Raw genomic sequence first — 13,860 nt, 5'->3', positions numbered from 1 at the left:
CCCCAATGCCGTGGTCAGCGACATCCGCCGGCCCGACATGTCGGGCGAGGAGGTCGATCGCCGCCTGGTGGACGACCCCGGCGCGCTGCCGGCCTTCTTCATGACCGCGTTCGGCGAGGTGGCGAGGCCTCGTGCAGGAAGCGCGCGGCCACTTCCTTGCCTGCGCCGGTCTCGCCGGTCAGCACCACCGGCACGTCGACGCGCGCCGCCTTGCGCAGCACCGCCTCCGCCGCCGTGGACTGCGCCGCCATCCCGCGCGACCTGGCCGAGAGCACCTTCTTCGGCCATGAGCGCGGCGCCTTCACCGGGGCGCCGGCGCGCTGTTCCCGGAGCTGGATCTCGCGCCGCAGATGGAAGCCCCTGGCGCCGAGGCGGGGCTGATGGACAGCGTGGTCGGCGAGGCGACGCGGGGCGCCGTGCAGGATGCGCTGCGGCGCGCCGGCGGCAGCCGCGGCGAGGCCGAACGGCTGCTCGGCATTTCGCGGACCACGCTGTGGAAGCGGATGCGGGAGCTCGGTCTGGCGGGATGATCGGGCCTCGCGGTCAGCCGCGGGCGGACAGCCAGGCCCTTGCCGCGCCTCCCCCTATTGCCAGGGGGTCCGCTGCCAGATGCCCTGGTAGCGGGCGAGCTGAGCTGGCATCTCGGCCTCCCACTCCGCGCCGCGCCGGAAACTCATCGCCAGTTCCAGCTGGCGCACCTTCTCCGCCCATTCGGGCGTCGCGATCACCTTGGCGATCGCATCCTCCAGCCGCTTCGCGATCTCGTCCGGGATGCCGGCCGGCGCGCCGAGGCCGCGCTCGCTGGTCATGATCACGTCATAGCCTTCCTCGCGGAAATTCGGCACATCCGGCATCAGCTCCCAGCGCTGCGTGCCCATGCCGGCCAGGGCGCGGAGCATCGGGTTCTCCTGGCCCAGCATGCCGATCTCGCCGAGGTTCAGCCCGGCGACGTCGATCTGCCGGCCGAGCACGGCATTGCGCGTCGGCCCCGCACCGGCGAAGGGCGCGTGGATGAATTCCGTGCCGGAGGCGGCCTGGAACAGCGTCAGGCCGAGATGGTCGTCGGTGCCGATGCCGGAGGAGCCGACGCTGATCGTGCCCGGCCGGCGCTTCGCCGCCTCCACCAGGTCCTTCAGCGTGCGGTAGGGCGAATCGCGATGCACGACGAAGGCGCTGGGGTCGTCCACCAGCCGCGCGATCAGCCGGATCTGCGCGCGGTCGTAGCGCACGCGGCGCTGCACGCCGAGCGAGAGGAAGCCGGGCGTATTGATGGTGCCGAAGGTATAGCCATCCGGGCGCGCGGCCTGCAGCGCGGCATAGGCGGTCTCGCCGCCGGCGCCGGGCCGGTTGGCCACGACGAAATTGGCGCCGGGCAGTTCGGGCTGCAGGGCCTGCGCCAGGGCGCGCACCATCACATCGGTGCCGCCACCGGGCGCGAAGCCGACGATGATCTCGATCGGCCGCCCCGCCGGCCAGGCCTGCTGCGCCAGCGCCGGCGCGGCAAGGCCGGCGAGGCCGGCGGCCAGGATGCCGCGGCGCGTGGCCTTGGAGTCTTGGGTCATGCTTTCCTCCTTCGCTTATGTTTCGTTTCCACGCCCCCTCAGGCGGCGCGGGCCGGCAGGACCAGCGCACCCGGCAAGGCGGGCGTGCCGCCGGCAAGCAGGGCGATGATGCTCTCCGCCGCCGCGCAGCCCATGGCCGCCACCGCGCGCGGCGTATTCGCGGCCAGGTGCGGCGAGGCGAGCACGCGCGGATGCCGCCGCAGCGGGCTTTCCTCCGGCAGCGGTTCCTGCGCGAAGACGTCGAGGCCGGCCCAGGCCAGCTGGCCGGAGTCGAGCGCGCCGAGCAGCGCCGCCTCATCCACGATGCCGCCGCGCGCGGTATTGATCAGGATCGCCCCGCGCGGAAGCCGTGCGAGCGCCGCCGCGTCGATCAGGCTGCGCGTCGCCTCGTTCAGTGGGCAATGCAGGGAGAGTACCTCGGCGCGGCCAAGCAGTGCCTCGAGCTCCGCCACCCGCTCCCCGGGGCCGGGCAGGGGGCCCGGGGGCAGGGCCGGGTCGAAGCCCAGAACGCGCATGCCGAAGGCATCGGCCAGGCGGGCGAGGCGTGCGCCGATGGCGCCGTAGCCGAGGATGCCGATCGTCGTGCCCTCGGCATCGCGCGCGATGCGCGTGGTCTTCTCCCAGCCGCCCAGGGCCATGGCGTCGCGGACCGCGGGAAGGTCCTTCAGCAGCGCCATGATCAGCGCGAAGGCGTGTTCGGCGATGGCGCGCGCATTGGCGCCGGCGGCGCGCGTCACCGCCAGGCCACGCGCCTCGGCGGCCGCCACGTCGATGCCGTCTACGCCGGCGCCGTGGCGGGCGATGACGCGCAGATCGGGCGCGGCTGCGTCCATTACCGCGGCACTGATCGCGCCCTGCCGATGCAGCAGGGCGACCGGGCGGTGCCGGGCGATGGCGTCGCGCAGCGCCGCCTCCGAGGGATAGGCCTCGGTATAGGCCAGCGCGCAGCCGGCCGCCTGCAGTAGCGCGATGGCTTCGGCTGCGAGCCGAGGCGCGGTGACGAGCACCACGGGGGCTGCCGCATGGTGGTGGGACATGGCTTCGCTCCGTGATGGCATCAGCTGCGTCGGTGGGCGGTGGCCGGCGCGGTGCAACGCAATTTCATTCTTTCCAAGGCCGGCGGGACCAGAGGGCGCGCAGCGCCGCCTCGCCGCCCAGCGCCGCCTCGCGATAGGCGGTGCCGACCAGGGGCTTGAGCGGCAGGCCCGCGCGGGCCGCGGCCTCGGCCCAGGCGGGGTCGGCGAAGCTGGCGGCGAAGGCTTCCTCCAGCGCTGTGCGGATCGCATCCGGCAGGCCCGGCGGGCCCAAGATGCCGCGCCCGGCGGAGAAGACGACATCGGCGCCGCCTTCGCGATAGGTCGGGATGCCGGGCGCCGAGGGGTCGCGGGTTGCGCTGGCCAGGGCCAGGCCGCGGATCGCGCCGTCGCGCAGCAGGGGCAACGCCTCGCTGATATTGAAGGCGCCGACCTCCAGCTGGCCGCCGAGCAGCGGCACGAGGAGTTGGGAGGTGCCGTTGAAGGGCACGTGGCTCAGCCGCAGGCCCGCCGCCTCCTCCAGCAGCAGGGTGGCGATGTGGTCATCGCCGCCGATTCCGGCCGTGCCATAGGCCAGGTCGCCCGGCCGGGCGCGCGCCGCCGCCAGCAGGTCGGGCAGTCCGCGCAGCGGGCTGTCGGCGCGCACGAAAAGGCCGCAGGGATCCTCGACCACCTGCGCCAGGTAGGTCAGCTCCGCCGGACGCCAGCGCACGGGCCGCTCGATCGGCTGGCTGAGCACGGTGGGCGTGGCGCAGGCGCCCAGCACGAAGCCGTCCGGCGCGGCATTGGCCACCGCCTCCGTCCCCAGCTGCCCGCCGGCGCCGGCACGATTGGAGACGACCACGCGCGCCCCCGGCAGCTTCGCCGCCAGGAAGGGCGCGATGCTGCGCGCCATCACATCCATGCCGCCGCCGGGCGCGAAGGGCACCACGATCTCGATCGGCCGCCCGGCGGGCCAGCCGCGCTGGGCCAGGGCCCGTCCGAAGGGGGCTGGCGTGGCCAGGGCGGAGAGGCCGCCGAGGAGGGTGGCGCGACGGCCGAATTGGGGTCCGGGCATTCCGGGGTTTCCTTCCCTGCACCAGGCGCTGCTTGACGGCCCGAGGCTTGGAAGGCTTATAACGAAACGGCATTTCGAAAAACAAGACCTGATTCAAGGAGGCTATGGGGAGGTCTGCATGACCGAGAGCGAGACCGGCAGCATCCTCCGCAGACGCCTCGACCTGTTGTAGAAGGGATGCGGCGGTCGGAGGCTGGGATGGCGGAGAAGGGCAAGCGGCGACCGGCGCTGGAAGGCGTGGCCTCGGCCGATCGCGCGCTGACCGTGCTCTCCGCCTTCCGCAAGGGCGACCGTTCGCTGTCCCTCGCCCAACTCGCGGAGCGGACGGGGCTGGTGAAGAGCACCATCATGCGCCTCGCCATCTCGCTGGAGGAGCATGGCTTCCTGGCGCGGGAGGAGGACAGTTCCTATCGGCTGGATGCGGAGGTGCTGCGCCTCGGCACCATCTACACGCAGTCCTTCCGCATGGAATCGCATGTGGTGCCGGTGCTGGAGGAGCTTGTGGCCCGCACCGGGGAGAGTGCCGCCTTCTATGTCCGGCGCGGGGAGCAGCGGCTGTGCCTGTTCCGCGTCGACAGCCCGCATCTGCTGCGCCTGCATGTGCGCGTCGGCGATGCGCTGCCGCTCGACAATTCCGCCATCGCGCAGGTGCTGCGCAGCTTCGCGCCGCGGCCCCTGCCGGCCTATGTCGCAGCGCTCGACCTGCCGATCGTCACCATGGGCGCGACCGATCCGCATACCGGCGCCATGGCCGCGCCGGTCTTCGGCCCTGGCGACAAGCTGGCCGGCGCGCTGGCCCTCTCCGCGCCCATCATCCGCTGGACCGCGGAGGCCCAGGCGGCCGCCCGCCCCATCCTGATCGAGGCGGGCGCGACCCTGACGCGGCGCATCGGCGGCACGCTGCCGGACTGGCCGCGCGCCGCCGCGGAATAGGCGCCTACCGCGGCGGCAGGATCTCCGAATTGCGGTGGACGATGCGCCAGCCTGCGCCCTCGTTCCGCCAGACATTCACGAAGCGCATGGTGCCGGCATAGGGCTGGCCGGCCAGCATTCCCTCGATCGGGTTGCTGCCGGAGACGGACGATCACGGTCGGGCCGTAGTCGCGCAGCCGCCGTTCCACCGCGCCGATGCGGGCGACGGTGACATTGCCCGAGGTGAATTCCCGGATGAAGGCGGCCTTGCCATAGGTCGTCCCGGTCGGGTGCTGATAGGCGAAATCCTCGGCGATCACGGCATCGAGCCGGGGGCCGGAGGCGGCCATGAGCGCGGCGTACCACTCGGCCTCGCCGGCCTCAGTGGTGGCCGGCGCCTGGGCCAGGGCGATCCGGGCCAGGGCGATCGGGGCCAGGGCGAAGGAGGACAGCGCCAGGACGGCAGCAGGCAGGGTGCGACGGTGGGACATGGTGCTGCTCCGCCCCCCTCAGGCCGCGACGATGTCGAGGCCGACATGGCCGGCCGTGGCATTGGTATAGGCGCAGATCCGCTCGGCCTCAGCGAGGATCGCGGTGCGCTGGTCCGGCGTGACGCCCGGGATGCGAAGGGCTGGATCGCAGGCCGCGACGGGCCAGCTGGCGCGGCAGCCCACGCGCCGCCGCCGCATCAGGCATTGCGGCCCCGGCGTCATCCCTGGAAGGATGCGCCGGTTGCCACCGGCGGAAGGCGGCGTGCGCGAGACAGACAGGATGCCTGACGCGATCCAGGAGGTGATGGCGGCCTGCGCACGGATGGGCCTGTTGGTGGACCTTCGCGACTGGGCGGCGGCCGAGGCGCTTTTCGCGCCGGAGGTCCGCCTCGACTACACCTCGCTCTTCGGCGGCGCGGCGCAGGCCATGTCCGCCGGCGCGCTGATCCAGGCCTGGCGCGGCCTCGTCCCCGGCTTCACGCGCACCCAGCACACCATCGGCCTGCCGGCGGTGGAGGTGGCGGGGGAGGAGGCTTGGGCCATGGCGCCCGTCCTCGGCCACCACTTCATCACCGACCCGGCGCCCGAAGGCGGCGATACCTGGCTGGTCGGCGGCCGCTACGAATGGCGCTTCACCAGGATCGGGGGAAGCTGGCGGATCGCGGCGCTGACGCTCGCCAATGCCTGGCAGCAGGGCAATGCCGAATTGCCGCGCCTGGCCGCGGAGCGCGCCGCGACACGGGGGTGATATACGCGTCCTGAGGGACGACGAAGGCGGCCGCGTCGCCCGCGCGTCTTTATGCGGTTTTTATGCCGCGCCCCGCGATCTCACATCGATCCTTTGCGCGCCCCCTCGCTACGCAGAGGGTCCGGACGAGTGGGACGCAAGATGATCGATATTCTCCTGCTGGCGCTTGGCGTCGGCCTGTTCGGCCTGATGGCCGCCTATGCATCCGCCTGCGAGCGGGTCTAGCCGCCATGGCCGAACTCATCCTGGGCGGCGCCGTGGCCGCCGGGCTTCTCCTCTACCTGCTGTGGGCGCTGCTGCGTCCCGAGGACCTGTAATCCCATGACTGCCATAGGCTGGGCGCAGATCGCGCTCGTGCTCGCCGCCATCGTGGCGGCTGCCATTCCGCTTGCGCGCTACATCGCCGCCGTCGCGGCGGGGCGCGTCACCTTCCTCGCGCCGCTCGAGCGCGCGATCTACGCCGCCGGCGGCATCGATCCCGCGCGGGGCATGGGCTGGAAGGCCTATACCCTGGCCATGCTGGCCGCGAACCTGGCGGGCTTCCTGCTGCTTTTTTCGCTGCTGCGCCTGCAGGGGCTGCTGCCGCTCAACCCGCAAGGGTTCGATGGGCTTTCGCCCTGGCTCGCCTTCAACACAGCGATCTCCTTCGTCACCAACACCAACTGGCAGGCCTATAGCGGCGAGGCGGCGATGAGCTACCTGAGCCAGATGGCTGGGCTCTCGGTGCAGAACTTCCTCTCGGCCGCCACCGGCATCGCCCTCGCCCTGGCGCTGTGCCGTGCCTTCGCGGGTGGCGGGCTGAAGGAGCTCGGCAATTTCTGGGCCGACTTCGTGCGCATGAACCTCTATGTCCTGCTGCCGCTGGCGATCGTCGTGGGCCTCGCCTTCGTCGCCCTGGGCATGCCGCAGACCCTGGCGCCCTATGTCGAGGCGACCACGCTGGAAGGTGCGACGCAGACCATCCCGCTCGGCCCGGCCGCCTTCCAGATCGCCATCAAGCATCTCGGCACCAATGGCGGCGGCTTCTTCGGCGTGAATGCGGCACATCCCTTCGAGGGTCCCTCCGCGCTCGCGACCAGCCTGCAGATCTGGTCGCACCAGGTGATCCCCTTCGCCCTCGCGCTGGTCTTCGGCCATATGGTGCGCGACAGCCGTCAGGGCTGGGCGCTGCTGGCGGTGATGCTGGCCTTCGTCCTGGCCGGCACCTGGATCGTCTATGCCAGCGAGGCTGCGGGCAATCCGCTGCACCTGGCCGCCGGTGTCTCACCCGCGCTGGGCAATATGGAAGGCAAGGAGGTCCGCTTCGGACTCGCCCTCGGCGCGCTGTTCGTCGCCACCACCACGGGGGCGAGCTGCGGCGCAGTGAACCTGATGCATGACAGCCTGATGCCGCTGGCCGGGCTGGTGCCGATGTTCCTGATCCAGCTGGGCGAGGTGCTGCCAGGCGGCGTCGGCTCGGGGCTTTATGGCATGCTCGTCTTCGTGCTGCTGGCGGTCTTCGTCGCCGGGCTGATGGTGGGGCGCACGCCGGAATATCTCGGCAAGAAGGTGCAGGCGCGGGAGATCAAGCTGGCGATGCTGGCGGTGCTGGTGCTGCCGGCGGCGATCCTGGGCTTCACCGCCATCTCGCTGGTGCTGCCCTTCGCCACATCCTCGCTGCAGGATGCCGGGCCGCATGGCCTGTCGGAGATGCTCTATGCCTTCACCTCCGCGGCGGGCAACAACGGCTCGGCCTTCGGCGGGCTGACGGCCGATACGCCCTGGCTGAACACCACGCTGGGCATCGCCATGGCGCTGGGCCGCTTCGCCTATATCGTGCCGATGATGGCGATCGCCGGCTCCATCGCCGCCAAGCCGAAGCTCGCCGCCTCCAGCGGCAGCTTCCCCACGCATGGCCCGCTTTTCGTCGGCCTGCTGGCCGGCGTGATCCTGATCCTCGGCGGGCTGCAATTCATGCCCGCCCTCGCCCTCGGTCCGATCGCCGAGCATTTCCTTCTGTTCGCCGGCAAGACCTTCTGAAGGCTGCACCGACATGTCCACCACGATCCGTCGCGCGGCGATGCTGAACCGCGCTCTCCTGCTGCGCGCCAGCCTCGATGCGCTGCGCAAGCTCGATCCGCGCCGCCTGGTGCGGAACCCCGTCATCTTCGTCACCGAGATCGTCGCCATCCTGGTGACGGTGCTGGCCGCCCGCGCGCTGGCGGTGGGCCAGGACTGGACCTTCCAGGCCGGCATCGCGCTCTGGCTCTGGCTGACCGTGCTGTTCGCGACCTTCGCCGAGGCGGTGGCCGAGGGCCGCGGCCGCGCCCAGGCGGACAGCCTGCGGCGCGCGCGGACCGACACCCGGGCGAAGCTGCTGCTCCGCGCGGATGACCGCAGCCTGTTCCAGCCGCGCGCCTCGACGGAGCTGCGCGTTGGCGACCTGGTGCTGGTCGAGGCCGGCGACCTCATCCCCTCGGATGGCGAGGTGGTGGAAGGCATCGCCAGCGTGAACGAGGCCGCCGTCACCGGCGAATCCGCGCCGGTGATCCGCGAGAGCGGCGGCGACCGCAGCGCCGTCACCGGCGGCACGCTGGTGGTCTCCGACTGGATCGTGGTGCGCATCACGGCCGCGGCCGGCTCCACCTTCCTCGACCGCATGATCTCGCTCGTCGAAGGCGCCGCGCGCCAGAAGACGCCGAACGAGATCGCGCTGGATATCCTGCTGGCCGGCATGACGATCATCTTCCTGATCGCGGTCGCCACGCTGGTGGGGCTGGCGAGCTGGAACGGGCAGCCGCCCTCCGTCCCCGTGCTGGCCGCGCTGCTGGTCACGCTGATCCCGACCACGATCGGCGGCCTGCTCTCGGCCATCGGCATTGCCGGCATGGACCGGCTGGTGCGCTTCAACGTGCTGGCGACCAGCGGCCGCGCCGTGGAGGCGGCGGGCGATGTGGATGTGCTGCTGCTGGACAAGACCGGCACCATCACCCTCGGCAATCGCCAGGCCGCGTGCTTCATCCCCGTGCCCGGCGCGACGGAGCGCGAGGTGGCGGAGGCCGCGATGCTGTCCAGCCTGGCGGATGAGACGCCGGAAGGCCGTTCCATCCTGGCCTTGGCGCGCGAGCGCCACGCCATGGAGGCGCCGGCGCTGCCGGATGGGGCGCAGGTCATCCCCTTCACCGCGCAGACCCGCATCTCCGGCCTCGATCTGGTGCAGGGAAGCTACCGCAAGGGCGCGGTGGATGCGCTGGTGAAGAGTGTCGGCGGCCAGGCACCGGCCGAGCTGCGCGCCGCGGTGGATCGCATCGCCCGCGCCGGCGGCACGCCGCTGGCGGTGGCGCGCAACGGCCAACTGCTCGGCGCCATCGAGCTGAAGGACATCGTCAAGACCGGCATGCGCGCCCGCTTCGACGCGCTGCGGACCATGGGCATCCGCACGGTGATGGTCACCGGCGACAACCGCCTGACCGCCGCCGCCATCGCCGCCGAGGCCGGCGTCGACGACTTCATCGCGGAGGCGACGCCCGAGGACAAGCTGGCCTATATCCGCAAGGCCCAGGCCGAGGGCCGCCTGGTCGCCATGGCCGGCGACGGCACCAATGACGCGCCGGCGCTGGCCCAGGCCGATGTGGGCCTGGCCATGCAGACCGGCACGCAGGCGGCGCGCGAGGCCGGCAACATGGTCGACCTCGACAGCGATCCCACCAAGCTGATCGAGGTGGTGGAGATCGGCAAGCAGCTGCTGATCACTCGCGGCGCGCTGACCACCTTCTCCATCGCCAATGACGTGGCGAAGTATTTCGCCATCCTGCCGGCGATCTTCGTGGCGAGCTATCCGGAGCTCGGCGCGCTGAACATCATGGCGCTGGCCTCGCCGGAAAGCGCCATCCTTTCCGCGGTGATCTTCAACGCGCTGATCATCGTGGCGCTGGTGCCGCTGGCGCTGCGCGGCGTGCGCTACGTGCCGGTGGGCGCCGCCGCGCTGCTGCGGCGGAACCTGCTGATCTACGGGCTGGGCGGCCTCCTCGCGCCCTTCATCGGCATCAAGATCATCGACCTCATCCTCGTTCTTCTGGGGCTTGCCTGAACCATGAACGCCATCCTTCGCCCGGCCATCGCGGTGGTCGTGCTGTTCACCCTGCTGCTCGGCCTGGCCGTGCCGCTGGCCTTCACCGGGGTCGCCGGCGTGATCTTCCCCAGCCAGGCGGGCGGCAGCCTGATCGCGCGCGACGGTCGCGTGATCGGCTCCGCCTTGCTCGGCCAGGATTTTGCCAGCGCGCGCTACTTCCACCCACGTCCCTCGGCGACGACCGAACCTGACCCCGCGAATGCCGGCAGCACGCGCGCGGCGCCCTACAACGCCGCCGCCTCCGCCGCCTCCCAGCTCGGCCCGAGCTCCGCGGCGCTGCTGGAGGCGGTGCGGCAGCGCGTGGCCGCCTATGGCGGCGTCGCCGTCCCCGCCGATGCCGCCACGGCCTCCGGCTCCGGCCTCGATCCGCATATCAGCGCCGAGAATGCGGCACGCCAGATTCCGCGCGTGGCGGAGGCCCGCGGCCTGCCGGAAGCCCGCCTGGCCGCGCTGGTCGCGCAGCATACGGAAGGCCGCGAACTCGGCCTGTTCGGGGAGCCGCGGGTCAATGTCCTGCGCCTGAACCTCGCCCTCGATGCGCTGCGCTGAGCGCGCCGCAGGCGCGCCGATCTGCTAGCCTCCGACCATGCCCGATGAACCCGCCCGCCCCGATCCCGAGGCCCTGCTCGCCATGGCGCGGCGGGAGGGGCGAGGCCGGCTGAAGGTCTTCCTCGGCGCCGCCCCCGGCGTCGGCAAGACCATGGAGATGCTGGCCGAGGCGCGCCGGCGCCTGGCCGGCGGCGCCGATGTGCTGGTCGGCATCGTGGAGACGCATGGCCGGGCGGAAACCCAGGCCGCGATCGGCGCGCTGCCGATCCTGCCGCGCGCCCGCATCGCCTATCGCGGCCAGGCGCTGGAGGAGTTCGACCTGGACGCCGCGCTGGCCCGCCATCCGCGGATCCTGCTGCTGGACGAGCTGGCCCACAGCAACGCCCCCGGCAGCCGCCATCCGAAGCGCTGGCAGGATGTGGAGGAGCTGCGCGAGGCGGGCATCGAGGTCTGGACCACGATGAACGTCCAGCACCTGGAAAGCCTCAGCGAGGCCGTGGCCCGCATCACCGGCGTGCGCGTGGCGGAGACGGTGCCCGACCGCGTGCTGGCCGAGGCCGATGCGGTGGAGCTGATCGACATCCCGCCCGCCGAGCTGATCGAGCGCATGCGCCAGGGCCGCATCTACCGGCCGGACCAGGCGAGCCGCGCGCTGCAGGGCTTTTTCCGGGAAGGCAACCTGGCCGCGCTGCGCGAAATGGCGCTGCGCCGCACGGCGGACCGCGTGGATGCCGATGTCACCGGCTATATGCGGGCCAATGCCATTGCCGGCCCCTGGCCCGCCGGCGATCGCGTCATGGCGCTGATCGGCGCCGATCCCTCCGCCGAGACGGTGGTGCGGGAGGCACGGCGCGTGGCGGATGCGCTGAAGGCGCCGCTGCTGGCGCTGCATATCGAACAGCCGACCGCCGATCCGGGCGGCGATCCCGGCCCGGCGCTGCGCCTCGCCGAACGCCTGGGCGCGGAGACGGAGACGCTGGCCGCCGCCGACCTGCCCACCGCCATCCTGCGGCAGGCGCGGGCGCGTAATGCGACGCATCTCGTCATCGGCCGCGGCCGGCCGGGCTGGTGGCGGCGGCTGACCGGGCGGACGCTTTCGGCGGTGCTGCTGCGCCGCGCGGGCGATTTCACCCTGCATCTGGTGCCGGAGCCCGCCGCCGCGCCCCGGCCTCCGCCGCCGGAACACCGGGCGCTGCCCGCCTGGACCGGCTGGGCGGCGACGCCGCTTCTGGTGGCGCTGACCACGCTGGTGGGGCTGGGCTTCGACGGCGTGGTGCCCGAAGGCGCGCTGGGCATGATCTACCTGGTGCCCATCGTCGCCGCCGCGGTGGCCTTCGGGCCGGTGCAGGGCGCGCTGGCCGCGGCGCTGTCCTTCCTGTGCTGGAACTTCCTGTTTCTGCCGCCGCGCTACACGCTGACCATCGCCGGGCCGCAGGATGTGGTGGGCGTGGTGGTCTTCGCCCTCGTCGCGCTGCTGCTGGCCGGCACCACCGGCGGGCTCGGGCGGTCCGTGCGGGCGGCGCGCGCCCGCATGCTGGGCCTGCGCCGCCTGGTGGAGCTCAGCCGCCGCCTCGGCGCCGCCGGCGACAAGGGCGATCTGGTGCAGGCGGTGGCAGAGGAAGCCTCCCGCATCGCCGGCGCGCCCGCCTGCGTGCTGCTGCTGCTGCCGCCCCTGCCCGGTGAGACGGTGCCGGAACCGGTGGTCCGCGCCGCCACCCCGGTCGATGCCGAGCCGGATGAGGCGAGCATGGCCGCCGCGCGCTGGGCCGCGACCCATCGCCGCGCGGCGGGGCGCGGCACGGATACCCTGCCCGCCGCCGCCTGGCAGTTCCGCCCGATGCGCACGGCGCGCGGCCTGGCCGGGCTGCTCGGCCTGCGCGCGCCGCCGGGCGGCAGCCCGCTGGATGGGGAGGCCGACCGCGCGCTGGATGCGCTGCTGGACCAGGCCGCGGTCGCGCTGGAACGCGCCGAGCTGATGGAGGAGCGTGCGCGGGGCGAGGCGCGAGCGGAGACCGAGGCGCTGCGCACCGCGCTGCTGACCTCGCTCGGCCACGACCTGAAGACGCCGCTCACCTCCATCCGCGGCGCCATCGCCACGCTGCGCACCTCCGGCGCCGCGCTGTCCGAGGCGACCCGCGCCGACCTGCTGGCGGCCGCGGAGGAGGAGACCGAGCGGCTGTCGCGCTGGATCGCCAATATCCTCGACATGGTGCGCATCGAGAACCACCAGGTCACGCCGCGGCGGGAGATGGTGGACCTGGCGGAGGCCGCGGAGACCGCGGCCGCCCGCGCCACCCGCGCGCATGGCCGGCCGGTGGCACTCGACCTCGGGGTGCGTCCGGCGGTGCCGCGGCTGGATCCCGCGCTGCTTGATCAGGTGCTGGCGAACCTGCTGGACAATGCGCTGAAATTCGCTGGCCCCGAGGGCAGCGTGACGCTGCGCCTGGCGCGGGAGGGGCCGGAAGCCGCCATCGTGGTGGAGGATGATGGGCCGGGCATCAAGCGGGAGGATCTGCAGCGCGTCTTCGATCCCTTCTTCCGCGCCACCCGCACGGATCGCGTGGCCGCCGGCAGCGGCCTCGGCCTCGCCATCTGCCGTGGCCTGGTGCATGCCATGGGCGGGCGCATCTTGGCGGAAAGCCCGGTGACGGCGGAGGGGCGCGGCACGCGGATGGTGGTGAGGTTCCCCGGCGCATGAGCGACATCACCCCGCCACGCATCCTGGTGGTGGATGACGAGAAGCAGATCCACCGCTTCCTGACGCCGGCGCTGGAGGCCGCGGGCTATGCGCCGCTGCGCGCGGAGACCGCGGCGGAGGGGCTGCGCCTGGCGGCGGAACGCGCGCCGGCGCTCGTGCTGCTCGACCTCGGCCTGCCGGATGGCGACGGCAAGGCCACCATCCCGCGTCTGCGCAGCTTCTGCCCGGCGCCGATCATCGTGCTCTCGGCCCGAGATGCGGAGGTGGAGAAGGTCGCCGCCCTGGATGCCGGGGCGGATGACTATGTCGAAAAGCCCTTTGCGCTGGGCGAGCTGCTGGCCCGCATCCGCGCCGCGCTGCGCCGGGGGGGCGGGACGGCGGCCGAGGCCCCGGAGGCGGTGGTCCGGATCGGCGGGCTGGAGGTGGATTTCCCGCGCCGCCTCGCCCGCATCGAAAGCGCCGAGCCGCTGAAGCTGACGCCCCGCGAATGGGACCTGCTGGCCGCGCTGGTGCGCGGCGGGGAGGGGCGGGTGATGACCCAGCGGCAGCTGCTGACCGCCGTCTGGGGCCCCGCCCAGGCGGAGGAGGCGCAATATCTCCGCGTCTATATCGGCCATCTGCGCCAGAAGCTTGGCCCGCTGGGCCGGCTGATCCGCACCGAGCCGGGCGTCGGCTACCGCTTCGGGGAGGCCGAGTAG

15 protein-coding genes and 1 pseudogene are annotated in these 13,860 nt (G+C 72.6%); 10 read left to right on the top strand and 6 right to left on the bottom strand.

The window, feature by feature from the left end; all coding sequences use genetic code 11:
* Window positions 1-98: 98 nt before the first annotated feature.
* Window positions 99-251 (bottom strand): sigma 54-interacting transcriptional regulator, encoded by a 153-nt coding sequence (locus tag J3S20_RS22450; RefSeq protein WP_216838784.1) that lies wholly within the window; start codon window positions 249-251, stop codon window positions 99-101.
* Here J3S20_RS22450 and J3S20_RS31285 point away from each other — a divergent pair.
* The gene (locus tag J3S20_RS31285) at window positions 235-381 is read left to right on the top strand and encodes a sigma 54-interacting transcriptional regulator (RefSeq protein WP_379793700.1); all 147 of its coding nucleotides are present in this window, start codon (window positions 235-237) and stop codon (window positions 379-381) included. The two genes, J3S20_RS22450 and J3S20_RS31285, sit on opposite strands and share 17 nt — an antisense overlap.
* Window positions 351-530, top strand: a complete 180-nt coding sequence (locus tag J3S20_RS22440) for a helix-turn-helix domain-containing protein (RefSeq protein WP_216838783.1) — start codon at window positions 351-353, stop codon at window positions 528-530. The genes J3S20_RS31285 and J3S20_RS22440 overlap by 31 nt, the downstream gene beginning before the upstream one ends.
* Before the next feature lie 54 nt (window positions 531-584).
* On the opposite strand, the gene J3S20_RS22435 is transcribed toward J3S20_RS22440, so the two are convergent.
* From J3S20_RS22435 to J3S20_RS22425, 3 genes are all read right to left on the bottom strand, one after another.
* Window positions 585-1,562 (bottom strand): tripartite tricarboxylate transporter substrate binding protein, encoded by a 978-nt coding sequence (locus tag J3S20_RS22435; RefSeq protein ID WP_216838782.1) that lies wholly within the window; start codon window positions 1,560-1,562, stop codon window positions 585-587.
* A 38-nt stretch (window positions 1,563-1,600) separates the two neighbouring features.
* Window positions 1,601-2,599: an NAD(P)-dependent oxidoreductase gene (locus tag J3S20_RS22430; protein WP_216838781.1), complete on the bottom strand. Its 999-nt coding sequence runs from the start codon at window positions 2,597-2,599 to the stop codon at window positions 1,601-1,603.
* A 64-nt stretch (window positions 2,600-2,663) separates the two neighbouring features.
* Complete coding sequence (locus tag J3S20_RS22425; protein WP_216838780.1) at window positions 2,664-3,653, bottom strand: tripartite tricarboxylate transporter substrate binding protein; 990 nt, start codon at window positions 3,651-3,653, stop codon at window positions 2,664-2,666.
* A 198-nt stretch (window positions 3,654-3,851) separates the two neighbouring features.
* On the opposite strand from J3S20_RS22425, the gene J3S20_RS22420 reads away from it, so the two are divergent.
* Window positions 3,852-4,586 (top strand): IclR family transcriptional regulator, encoded by a 735-nt coding sequence (locus J3S20_RS22420; protein WP_216838779.1) that lies wholly within the window; start codon window positions 3,852-3,854, stop codon window positions 4,584-4,586.
* Window positions 4,587-4,756: 170 nt separating this feature from the next.
* Here J3S20_RS22420 and J3S20_RS31280 read toward each other — a convergent pair.
* Window positions 4,757-4,915: pseudogene (locus J3S20_RS31280) on the bottom strand (hypothetical protein); the annotation flags it as partial.
* A gap of 159 nt (window positions 4,916-5,074) precedes the next feature.
* Window positions 5,075-5,254, bottom strand: coding sequence for a hypothetical protein (locus J3S20_RS22410; protein ID WP_216838778.1), 180 nt, complete (start codon window positions 5,252-5,254; stop codon window positions 5,075-5,077).
* An 82-nt stretch (window positions 5,255-5,336) separates the two neighbouring features.
* On the opposite strand from J3S20_RS22410, the gene J3S20_RS22405 reads away from it, so the two are divergent.
* The 7 genes from J3S20_RS22405 (at window position 5,337) to J3S20_RS22375 (ending at window position 13,860) form a co-directional block, all read left to right on the top strand.
* Entirely contained in the window at window positions 5,337-5,804 is a 468-nt protein-coding gene (locus tag J3S20_RS22405) for a nuclear transport factor 2 family protein (protein ID WP_216838777.1), read from the top strand.
* Window positions 5,805-6,034: 230 nt separating this feature from the next.
* Window positions 6,035-6,121, top strand: coding sequence for a K(+)-transporting ATPase subunit F (gene kdpF, locus J3S20_RS31275; protein WP_379793719.1), 87 nt, complete (start codon window positions 6,035-6,037; stop codon window positions 6,119-6,121).
* Window positions 6,122-6,125: 4 nt separating this feature from the next.
* Entirely contained in the window at window positions 6,126-7,823 is a 1,698-nt protein-coding gene (gene kdpA, locus J3S20_RS22395) for a potassium-transporting ATPase subunit KdpA (protein WP_216838775.1), read from the top strand.
* Between the two features lie 13 nt (window positions 7,824-7,836).
* On the top strand, window positions 7,837-9,873 hold the full coding sequence (kdpB, locus tag J3S20_RS22390) for a potassium-transporting ATPase subunit KdpB (RefSeq protein WP_246603158.1): 2,037 nt from the start codon (window positions 7,837-7,839) through the stop codon (window positions 9,871-9,873).
* A gap of 3 nt (window positions 9,874-9,876) precedes the next feature.
* On the top strand, window positions 9,877-10,464 hold the full coding sequence (gene kdpC, locus J3S20_RS22385) for a potassium-transporting ATPase subunit KdpC (protein WP_216838774.1): 588 nt from the start codon (window positions 9,877-9,879) through the stop codon (window positions 10,462-10,464).
* A 37-nt stretch (window positions 10,465-10,501) separates the two neighbouring features.
* Window positions 10,502-13,162: a sensor histidine kinase gene (locus J3S20_RS22380; protein WP_216838773.1), complete on the top strand. Its 2,661-nt coding sequence runs from the start codon at window positions 10,502-10,504 to the stop codon at window positions 13,160-13,162.
* Complete coding sequence (locus tag J3S20_RS22375) at window positions 13,159-13,860, top strand: response regulator (protein WP_216838772.1); 702 nt, start codon at window positions 13,159-13,161, stop codon at window positions 13,858-13,860. The genes J3S20_RS22380 and J3S20_RS22375 overlap by 4 nt, the downstream gene beginning before the upstream one ends.

It is taken from the genome of Falsiroseomonas tokyonensis (assembly GCF_019024325.1).
Taxonomy (GTDB): domain Bacteria; phylum Pseudomonadota; class Alphaproteobacteria; order Acetobacterales; family Acetobacteraceae; genus Falsiroseomonas; species Falsiroseomonas tokyonensis.
This window is presented reverse-complemented; position numbering and strand designations above follow the sequence as displayed.